This window comes from Enhygromyxa salina (assembly GCF_000737335.2).
In the GTDB taxonomy this organism is placed as follows: domain Bacteria; phylum Myxococcota_A; class Polyangia; order Nannocystales; family Nannocystaceae; genus Plesiocystis; species Plesiocystis salina_C.
In genome coordinates, this window is sequence record NZ_JMCC02000066.1 from 109,520 (window position 1) to 118,733 (window position 9,214).

Sequence of the window (9,214 nt, forward strand, 5' to 3'; positions counted from 1 at the left end):
CATGACGCTCGAGCTCCAGCGTTCGGCCGTCGCCTGCGGCAAGGTCATCCTGCTCGGTGAGCACTCGGTGGTGTACGGACAGCCGGCGCTCGCGGCTGGGCTCGCGCGCGGGCTGACCTTGCACGCGACCCCCCTGCCCGACCGCGGCGCCGCGATCGAGCTGTCGGTCCCGAGCTGGGCGCTGGATCTGCGGCTGACGCCCGACACGGATCACCCGGTCGCGCGGGCCTGCCTGGAGGTGCTGACCCACTGCGATGGGCCGGTGACCGGCTGGCGGATCGACGGCGAGGCCCGGATCCCATGTCGCGCGGGCTTGGGCTCTTCGGCTGCGTTGACGGTCGCGCTGGCCCGGCTCGCGCTCGGGCCCCAAGCCAGCGCCGAGCCCGACCTCGAGGAGGTCGTCGCGGCCTCGTTGGTCGGCGAGCGGGTGTTTCACGGCACGCCCTCGGGCCTCGACAGCGCGGTCGCGGCCCGCGGTGGGGTGGTCGCGTTCGAGCGTGGGGCCAGCGGCAGCGGCGAGCCGATCGAGCTCGGTGCACCGGTCTCGCTGGTGGTGATCCCCAGCGGGATCCCGCGTCAGACCGGCGCGCTGGTGGCGGGGGTTCGGATGCGGCGCGATCGCCTGCCAACGGTGATAGATCCGGTGATCGGCGCGCTCGGCCAGCTGGTCACGCGCGGCCGCGCGGCCCTGACCGCTGGCCAGCTGCACGTGCTCGCCGAGCTGACCACGGTGGCCCACGAGCTATTGTCCGCGCTCGGGGTCTCGCTGCCCGAGCTCGACTTGCTGTGCGCGGCCGCGGTTCGCCACGGCGCGCTCGCGGCCAAGCTGACGGGCGCGGGCGGAGGCGGCTGCGTGATCGCCCTGTGCGACACTCGAGCCGCCGCGCAGGCGGTGGTCACGGGCCTGCGCGCAGAGTTTCCCGCGCTGACCTCAGCGCCGTTCTTCGTCGAGATCGAGTCAGGCCAACCATGAGCCAGCCACGTCCATGCCGGGCCACCGCCCACTCCAACATCGCGCTGGTCAAGTACTGGGGAAAGCGCGACGGCGACGATCCAGCCCTCAACCTGCCGGCGGTCGGCTCGCTGTCGATGACCCTGGATGTGCTGCGCAGCGAGACCCTGGTCAGCCCGGCCCAGGCCGATGGGTTCGAGCTCGACGGGGCACAGATTGGGGGCAAGCCCGCTGCCAAGGTGTTCGCGCACCTGGACCGCGTGTGGCGGCTGGCAGATCTGAACGGGGCGCGGCCGCCATGCTCGGTCCGCTCGACCAACCACCTGCCCACCGCGGCCGGGCTCGCCAGCTCGGCCTCGGGCTTCGCGGCCCTCACGATCGCGGCGGCCGGCAGCTTCGGGATCTGCGACCAACTGGACGGGCCCGCTCGCGCGCAGCTGTCGGCGTGGGCCCGCATGGGATCGGGCAGCGCGGCGCGGTCACTGTGGGGTGGGTTCGTGCGCCTCGACGCGGGCAGCCGCGGCGACGGCAGCGACTGCCTCGCGCGTCAGCTGCACGGCGCCGACCATTGGGACCTGAAGCTCCTGGTCGTCCACACCGCGCGCGGGGCCAAGCAGGTTGGTTCAACCGGCGGCATGGAGTCGTCGCGGCTGACCTCGCCCTACTACCCAGCTTGGGTCGAGACCTCCCCCGCCGACCTCGACGCCGCCCAGACATCCCTGGCCGCGCGCGCGTTCGAGCCGCTGGGCGCCGTCATGGAGCACTCCTGCTTCAAGATGCACGCGTGCATGCTCGCTACCCAACCACCGCTGATGTACTGGAACGGCGCGACCCTCGAGGTCATCCGCGCGGTCTGGTCCATTCGTGAAGCCGGCGGCCCGCGGGGGTTCGTGACCTCGGACGCGGGGCCCCACGTCAAGGTCCTGTGCGAGTCTGCCCACGCCGCCGCGCTCGCCCAGCAGCTGCGCGAGGTCGCAGGCGTGCACGAGGTCCAGATCGTGGCGCCGGGTCCCGACGCGAGCCTCGAGCTGCTGTGATGCCCATGACCCCCTCCAACAAAGGTCCAACGTTTGGCCCCGTCTCGGCGCCAGGCAAGGCGTTCCTGATCGGCGAGTACGCCGTGCTCGAAGGTCACGAGGCCGTGGTCACGGCCGTCGATGTCCGCGCCCACGCCCACACGCCGCGCGACCAACACGGCGAGCGGCCCGATCCCGGCAGCCCGTTCGTCGCCGCTGCGGTCGAGCGCGTCGGCGCGTGGCTGCGGGCCCACGACCACGAGCTCCCCCCCGAGCTGCGCAAGCTCGACACGCTGCCCGTCGTGACCACCGTCGGGTTCACGACGGGGGCCCGCAAGCTCGGGCTGGGCTCGAGCGCCGCGGTCACGGCCGCGGTCGTTGGCTGGTACCTGCGCGCGGCCGGCTTGGATCTAAACGCCCCCTTCGTTCGCCAAGCGGCGATGGGCATCGCCCGCGAGGCCCACACGATCGCGCAAGAGGGCCGCGGCAGCGGGGCCGACGTGGCCACGGCGGTCTACGGTGGCACGGTCCGGTTCGCGCTCGGTGGTGGGGTTCAGCCGATCTCGCTGCCGAGCTGGCTGACGATCGGCTTCTTCGACGCGGGCGCGCCAGCCAGCACGGGCTCGCTGGTCAAGGCGGTCGAGGCCGGGGCGCGGCGGGATCGAGCCAGCTACGAGCTGGCGATCACCGAGCTGGCGTCGGCCAGCCGGCGGTTTCAGTCCGCGCTCGACGAGCAGGCCCACGCCGCGACGGCCTTCGGCATGATCCAAGAGGCTTGCGCGGCCCACAACGAGGGCCTGCGCGGGCTGCAGTCGGTCGCCAAGACCTCGATCATGTCCGAGCGGATCGAGACGATCCTCGGCGCCTCGCAGTGGGCCGAGCTGGCCGCGAAGCCCTCGGGGGCCGGCGGCGGCGACTTGGTCGTGGTGTTCGCTCGCGACAGCGCGCAGCTCGATCGCGTCGCCGTGGATCTGTATCACCGCTACGACATCGCCCTGGTCCGCAAGCTCGAGACCGACGCCATTGGTCTGCGCGCCGAGTCGCGCCCGCCGGTCAACTCGCGGATCCACGGGCTGTTCAAGCGCAGCGTGGCCCAGCGCCGCGAGGCCGTCGCGCTCGCAACCGGGCTCGAGCCCGGGCGCTTCGACGACGCCAACGCGACCGCGCTCGACGAAGAGACCGCGGACCACATGGTCGAGAACGTGGTCGGCTTCTTGGCGCTGCCGCTGGGGATCGCCACCAACTTCTGCCTGAACGGCCGCGACTACCTGGTCCCGATGTGCGTAGAGGAGGCCTCGGTGATCGCGGCCGCCTCGAACGCTGCCAAGATGATCCGCGCGGGCGGGGGCTTCAGCGGGTTCTCGGATCCGCCGTGGATGATCGCCCAGGTCCAGCTGGTCCGGGTTGGCCACAAGCCGATCGATGACGTCGCCGAGCAGGTCCGCGAGGCCAAGCAGTCGCTGCTCGAGCTCGCGGATGACTCGCACCCGCGGCTGCTCGCCCGTGGCGGCGGCGCGCGTGGCATGGAGATTCGGATCCTCGACGCCGACACGATCGTCGTCCACATGCTGGTCGACTGCCGTGACGCGATGGGGGCCAACTTGCTCAACACCGTGGCCGAAGCGATCGCGCCCAGGCTCGAGCAACTCAGCGGTTGGCGATCCGTGCTGCGGATCCTGAGCAACCTCGCCGATCGTCGGGCCTCGCACGTCAGCTGTCGGGTCCCGGCCGCGGTCCTGCGCGCCAACGAGATCGACGGTCCGCTGGTCGCCGAGCGGATCGAGGAGGCGTCGCGCTTCGCCGAGCTCGATCCCTATCGGGCCACGACCCACAACAAGGGGATCATGAACGGCGTCGACGCGGTCGTGCTCGCAACCGGAAACGACTGGCGAGCGATGGAGGCGTCGGCCCACGCGTTCGCGGTCAAGCACGGGCAGTACGGCCCGCTCGCCACCTGGCGCGCGGTCGCGGACGAGGCTGGCCGCACGATCGCGCTCGACGGCGAGATCAGCATCCCGACCGCGGTCGGGACCGTGGGCGGGGCGACGCGAACCCACCCCACAGCGCGGCTGGCGCTAGACATCCTCGGGCAACCCACCGGCGGCGAGCTGGGGCTGATCATGGCCGCCGCGGGGCTCGCGTCCAACCTCGCCGCGCTCCGAGCCTTGGCCACGGAGGGCATCCAACGCGGGCACATGTCCCTGCACGCCCGGACTGTCGCCATGGCAGCAGGCGCACGTGGCGCAGAGGTAGAATCGATCGCCCAGCGGCTGATCGATGTGGGCGAGATCAAACCCGAGAGGGCCGAAGCCCTGCTAGGTCAGCTCCGCGCCGGCGACGACTGACGCGACCCGCCCCTCCCCCCACGCAAAGACGCTCACGATCATGGCCACGGGATCCCACACCACACCGCGCTTGTTCGCGGTCCCCCTCGCGCATCCACGCGACGAGGTCGACGCGCTCCCCGATTCCCCCGACGGCGCGCCGCCGGGGCCGTGGACCAAAGAGGCCGCGTACCGGTTCTGCGAGCGCCTCGCGACCAGCCACTACGAGAATTTCCCGGTCGCCTCGCGCTTCGTGCCTGCGCCGCTGCGACCCCACCTGTGGGCGATCTACACCTTCGCCCGCACCGCTGACGACTTCGCCGACGAGCCCCGCTTCGAGGGTCGCCGCCGGCAAGCGATCGACGCGTGGGAGCAGTACCTCGAGGCCTGCTACCACCGCGACGTCGAGCACCCGGTGTTCATGGCCCTGCGCGACACCGTGCGCCGCCACAACATCCCGATCGGTCCGTTCAAGGCGCTGCTGATGGCGTTCCGCATGGATCTGACCAAGCACCGCTACGCCTCGTTCGCCGAGCTGCGCCAGTACTGCACGCACTCGGCCGAGCCGGTCGGGCAGCTGGTGTTGTACGTCCACGGCCACCGTCAGCCCGAGCTGCATCGCTTCTCCGATGAGATCTGCGCGGCCTTGCAGATCGCCAACTTCTTGCAGGATCTCAGCGTCGATATCCCGCGCGGGCGCTGCTACATCCCGCAAGAAGATCTGATCCACTTTGGCGTGACCTGGGATCAGCTGCAGTCAGGTCGCCACACGGCGGAGTTCAAAGAGCTCATGCGCTTCTCCTGCGCGCGGGTGCGGACCATGTTCTTGCGAGGTCGCCCGCTGATCCGCAAGGTCTCGCCGGGGCTCTCGCTGGAGCTCGAGGCGACCTGGCGCGGCGGCATGAAGATCCTCGACGTAATCGAGGCCCGCGACTACGAGGTCTTGGATTACCGACCCACGCTCGACAAGCGCGACGTCGTCGACATCGCGGGCCGATCGCTGTTCACGTTTGGCCGCCGGTTCGTGCGGGGCGAGGTCTGAGCCGGTGCCGCTCGCGCTCGACGTGCAGGCGCTGATCGAGCGCACCGGGTCGTTCGTGCGGCGGCTGACCGCGCGCTCGTCGTCGAACTTCAAGTTCGCGTTCTTGTTCTTGAGTCCCGCCCAGCGCGAGGGGCTGACCCAGGTCTACGAGTTTTGCCGGGTCGTCGACGACATCGTCGACGACCGCCCGCCTGGCTCCGAGGGCCGCGCCGAAGCCGAGGCCGGGCTCGCGATGTGGAGCGCCGAGATCGCCCACATCTACCAGCGCTCGGGTCCGATCCAGACCGAGCTTGGGCGGGCGCTCGCTGACACGATCGAGCACTTCGCCCTGCCCCGCTACGCGTTCGACGAGATCATCGCGGGCTGCGCGATGGATCTCGACATCACGACCTACCCGGATCTCGCCAGCCTCGAGCTCTACTGTTATCGGGTCGCGTCGTGCGTGGGGATCTTGTGCATTGGGATCTTCGGGGATCAGTCCGATCTCGCGCAGCGCTACGCCAAGCACCTCGGGCTGGCCCTGCAGTACACAAACATCTTGCGCGACGTGGGTGAGGACGCCGCGCGCGGGCGCGTGTACCTGCCGATCGATCTACTCGCTCGCCACGGGCTGAGCGAAGCTGACACGCTGCGCTGCACCTACGATCGGCGGTTCTTGGCGATGGCCGAAGAATTCGCCGAGATCGCCGAGTCCGAGTACCAAAAGGCGTGGGCGGAGCTGCCAAACATCGCCAACCTGCGCCCGCTGCTGGCCGCCGAGATCATGGGGCGCACCTACCACGAGCTGCTGATCGAGCTTCGTGCCCGCCGCTTCGATGTGTTCACCCACCGGGCGGGCCTGCGTCGCCGCGACAAGCTCAAGGTCGCCGCGATCTCGTTGGTGCTGACCAGTCTCCCGCTCGAGCTCCCCGGCGCGCGCGCTGTCCGAGCTGCGCTGGTTTGATCCAGGCCTCGCGCCCAGACCGGACAACAAGCCCACGGCGAGCTGAAAACAGCTACAGTGCGCTCGTGAGCCCACGGCTTCGCTCTCGCGCGTCCCTCGTCGCTGGCATGTTGAGCATGCTTGGCGGCCTCTCCTGTTTTGACGGCGTCGGGACGATCGGCGCCGTGTGTGAGGCGGACTTGCAGTGCGGGCTCGATCAAAGCTGCCGCAACTCGGTGTGCGGGGTGTGTGGCGACGGCACGATCCAGCCGGGGGAGCTGTGCTTTGGCGCCTCGTCCGAGGAAAACGTGTTCGGCGAGGTCACCGACTTGCTGGCCTTCGACCCCGAGGGCAACGGCTCGCCGCTGCTGATCGCCACCGTCAACAGCAACTGCGCGAACCCACCCATGGCGGGGCCGCCGACCGCCATGGGTGTCTCGTGCTGGGATGTCTACGCCCTGGTCCCCGACGAAGACAACTTCGAGGCGATCAACGCGCTCGATCCCCAGAACAAGCGCGACGGGCGGGTCCCCCAGGCGGCTTCTGGCAATTTTGATGGATCCGGCACCAGCGACATCGCGCTGGCCGTGTTCCCCAATGATCCGCTGATCGATCCCTCGCAGCTGGTCATCGCCTACGACTTTGGCGTCGCCCCGGTCGCCGTGATCGAAGAGATCGACATCAGCCTGCAGGTCCGCACGATCCACGCCGCCGACATGAACGGCGACGGGCGCGACGATCTGCTGGTTGGCGGGCAGCAGTCGAGCTCGCTCGCGCTGTTCCTCTCGAGCCCCGGCGTTGGCTTCGAGCCCGAGCGACTGCTCGTCACGCTCCCCTCCCCGCGCCCTGCCCCGCCCGTCGACATGGACAACGACGGTGATCTCGACGTGGTCCTGATCTCCGAGACCGATCCCAGCGTCAGGGTCGAGCTCAACAACGGCGCCGGCATGCTGACACCGCAGCCGCGCCTGCCGATCGAGTCTCCGCTCGTGCCCAGGGACGTCGCAACGGCGGACTTCGACCGCGACGGCAACATGGACGTGGTCGTGTTCGTCTCGGCGCCCTTCAACCAGACCGACGTCGCGGCCGAGGTCCGCGTCTACCGTGGCCTCGGCGACGGCAGCCTGGAGCTGCAAGCCAGCTTGCCTGGGGGCGACTTTCCGATCTCGGGCATCGCCGCTGACGTCAATTTTGATGGCTGGCCCGACATCGTCGTCGCCGACATTCAGGAGGACAAGCTCCCCGTTCACATCAACCGCGGCGGCAGCTTCCCCGACATCGTGACGATCGACGTCGCGGCGGCTCCCCGCGCGCTGATGTTCGCGGACTTCGACCGCGACGATGTCCCGGACCTCGTGATCGGCAACGCCAACGGCGTGGTCGCGGTCGTGCCCTCGGAGAACTGATCTCGATGACGATCTCGATGACGAACCCGACTCCGACGTCGACGACGTCGACTCCGATGACGACGGCGATCCGAGCGCTCGCGGCTGGCGTCGTCTCGCTGGCGCTGGCGCTGGCTCCGATCGGGGCCCACGCCGCGCCAGCGGGGGGCGACGAAGACGAGCTCGCAGAGGATCCGTCGGCCCAAGCGCTAGACGAGGCCCGGCAGCTGTTCGACGCTGGCGTCACCCGCTACTCCGCCGCCGAGTACGGCGAGGCCGTGAGCTTCTGGCTCGAGGCCTACGATCTGATCCCGCCCAGCTACGAGAACCGCCAGATCAAGGCCGAGCTCATCTACAACGTCGCCCGCGCGCAGCAAAAATGGTTCGAGATCGACAAGGACGTGCAGCACCTGCGTCAGTCGAGGGAGATTCTGCGCCGCTACCTCGGTGAGGTCGATGAGCTCTACGGTGACCAGGCCGTGATCGAGCGCGAGAAGATCGACGAACAGATCGCCGAGATCGACGAGCAGATCGCGGCGTGGGAGGCCGAGCAAGCCCGCCGCGAAGCCGAGCTCGCGGAGCGCATGCGGCCCAAGTTCGACGAGGAAGCCGACGCCCGCGAGGCCCGGCGCAACAAGGCGATGATCGGCGCGGGGGCGGGTCTGACCGCGCTCGGGTTTGGCGGCGTGGGGCTGCTCGTCACGGGGATCGTGCTTGCTGGCGGGGCGCAGGCGCGGGTCGGCGAGCTTCCGCTCGAGGCCGACATCTTGGCGCGCGAGGCTGCGATCTCGCGGGGCGAGACCGGCAACGCGTTGATGATCACCGGGTCGCTGGTGGCGGGGGTGTTCCTGGCGGCGGGGCTTCCGTTGCTCGCGGTTGGGGGGGCGGCGGAGAAGAAGCGGAAGGCTCGGCGTGCGGAGTTGAGTGGGATCGGGGTTGGGGTTTTTCGAGGGGGACTGGGGGTGTCTTTGGGGGGGCGGTTTTGAGGGGTTTTGGGTGGTTGTTTGGTGGGGGATTTCGTGCCGGTGGGGACCGCGCCCGGGCTGCAGCCGACCTCAACTCGGCTAGGTCTACTTCAGTCTCGTGACCCCGCTTCCTCTCGTCTCGCCTCACTGGCCCGACCGCGCTTCTCTTCGCTAATCTCCACGTGCGTAGATACGCCGGGTTGAGGTCGGCTGCGGCCTTTGGGCGCTTGGCTGGGTTCGGGCGGTTTCTCCGATCTGGACACGCGGAGAGGGTTCCGTCCCCCGTGTGGGTTGGGCGTGGCGTGGTGCGGGGGTCTGCGAGCTTTTTGGAGGGTTGGGTGGTTGTTTGGTGGGGGTTTTCGTGCCGGTGGGGACCGCGCCCGGGCTGCAGCCGACCTCAACTCGGCTAGGTCTACTTCAGTCTCGTGACCCCGCTTCCTCTCGTCTCGCCTCACTGGCCCGACCGCGCTTCTCTTCGCTAATCTCCACGTGCGTAGATACGCCGGGTTGAGGTCGGCTGCGGCCTTTGGGCGCTTGGCTGGGTTCGGGCGGTTTCTCCGATCTGGACACGCGGAGAGGGTTCCGTCCCCCGTGTGGGTTGGGCGTGG

General features: G+C 69.5%; 7 protein-coding genes. All 7 read left to right on the plus strand.

Annotation, left to right across the window (positions count from 1 at the left end; translation table 11 throughout):
- Position 1: 1 nt before the first annotated feature.
- The 7 genes from mvk to DB30_RS24295 all read left to right on the plus strand — a co-directional run bounded on the left by mvk (position 2) and on the right by DB30_RS24295 (position 8,627).
- Positions 2 to 973, plus strand: coding sequence for a mevalonate kinase (gene mvk / locus DB30_RS24265; protein WP_052553042.1), 972 nt, complete (start codon positions 2 to 4; stop codon positions 971 to 973).
- Entirely contained in the window at positions 970 to 1,989 is a 1,020-nt protein-coding gene (gene mvaD, locus DB30_RS24270; protein ID WP_052553044.1) for a diphosphomevalonate decarboxylase, read from the plus strand. Before mvk ends, mvaD begins: the two co-directional genes overlap by 4 nt.
- Before the next feature lie 5 nt (positions 1,990 to 1,994).
- Positions 1,995 to 4,313 carry a hydroxymethylglutaryl-CoA reductase, degradative gene (locus DB30_RS24275; RefSeq protein WP_165703925.1) on the plus strand — a complete coding sequence of 773 codons (2,319 nt, stop codon included), beginning with the start codon at positions 1,995 to 1,997 and terminating at the stop codon, positions 4,311 to 4,313.
- 40 nt (positions 4,314 to 4,353) lie between these two features.
- The gene (gene hpnC, locus DB30_RS24280) at positions 4,354 to 5,334 is read left to right on the plus strand and encodes a squalene synthase HpnC (RefSeq protein WP_146660396.1); all 981 of its coding nucleotides are present in this window, start codon (positions 4,354 to 4,356) and stop codon (positions 5,332 to 5,334) included.
- Between the two features lie 4 nt (positions 5,335 to 5,338).
- Positions 5,339 to 6,277 carry a phytoene/squalene synthase family protein gene (locus DB30_RS24285; RefSeq protein ID WP_052553048.1) on the plus strand — a complete coding sequence of 313 codons (939 nt, stop codon included), beginning with the start codon at positions 5,339 to 5,341 and terminating at the stop codon, positions 6,275 to 6,277.
- Positions 6,278 to 6,342: 65 nt separating this feature from the next.
- Complete coding sequence (locus DB30_RS24290; protein ID WP_146660400.1) at positions 6,343 to 7,662, plus strand: FG-GAP-like repeat-containing protein; 1,320 nt, start codon at positions 6,343 to 6,345, stop codon at positions 7,660 to 7,662.
- A gap of 56 nt (positions 7,663 to 7,718) precedes the next feature.
- On the plus strand, positions 7,719 to 8,627 hold the full coding sequence (locus tag DB30_RS24295) for an AAA family ATPase (RefSeq protein ID WP_052553055.1): 909 nt from the start codon (positions 7,719 to 7,721) through the stop codon (positions 8,625 to 8,627).
- Positions 8,628 to 9,214: the final 587 nt, after the last annotated feature.

What these genes read in the sequence shown, in the direction of transcription:
- mvk (WP_052553042.1), top strand. Translation starts at nt 2, where the DNA reads ATGACGCTCGAGCTCCAGCGTTCGGCCGTCGCCTGCGGCAAGGTCATC.
- mvaD (WP_052553044.1), top strand. Translation starts at nt 970, where the DNA reads ATGAGCCAGCCACGTCCATGCCGGGCCACCGCCCACTCCAACATCGCG.
- DB30_RS24275 (WP_165703925.1), top strand. Translation starts at nt 1,995, where the DNA reads ATGACCCCCTCCAACAAAGGTCCAACGTTTGGCCCCGTCTCGGCGCCA.
- hpnC (WP_146660396.1), top strand. Translation starts at nt 4,354, where the DNA reads ATGGCCACGGGATCCCACACCACACCGCGCTTGTTCGCGGTCCCCCTC.
- DB30_RS24295 (WP_052553055.1), top strand. Translation starts at nt 7,719, where the DNA reads ATGACGACGGCGATCCGAGCGCTCGCGGCTGGCGTCGTCTCGCTGGCG.